Source organism: Halorubrum californiense DSM 19288, assembly GCF_000336875.1.
In the GTDB taxonomy this organism is placed as follows: Archaea; Halobacteriota; Halobacteria; order Halobacteriales; family Haloferacaceae; genus Halorubrum; species Halorubrum californiense.
Map to the genome: position 1 here is coordinate 1 of NZ_AOJK01000006.1, position 306 is coordinate 306.

General features: G+C 54.6%; 1 rRNA gene. It reads left to right on the forward strand.

The features are described from left to right. Positions 1-306: ribosomal RNA gene (locus C463_RS19345) — 23S ribosomal RNA — on the forward strand; the annotation flags it as partial.

Consider the following 306-nt stretch of genomic DNA (forward strand, 5'->3'; position numbering starts at 1 on the left):
AAGAGCGCAAGAGCAAAAGATGGTCTGACAGTGTTCTTCCCAACGAGGAACGCTGACGCGAAAGCGTGGTCTAGCGAACCAATTAGGCTGCTTGATGCGGCCAATTGCTGACAGAAAAGCTACCTTAGGGATAACAGAGTCGTCACCCGCAAGAGCACATATCGACCGGGTGGCTTGCTACCTCGATGTCGGTTCCCTCCATCCTGCCCGTGCAGAAGCGGGCAAGGGTGAGGTTGTTCGCCTATTAAAGGAGGTCGTGAGCTGGGTTTAGACCGTCGTGAGACAGGTCGGCTGCTATCTATTGGG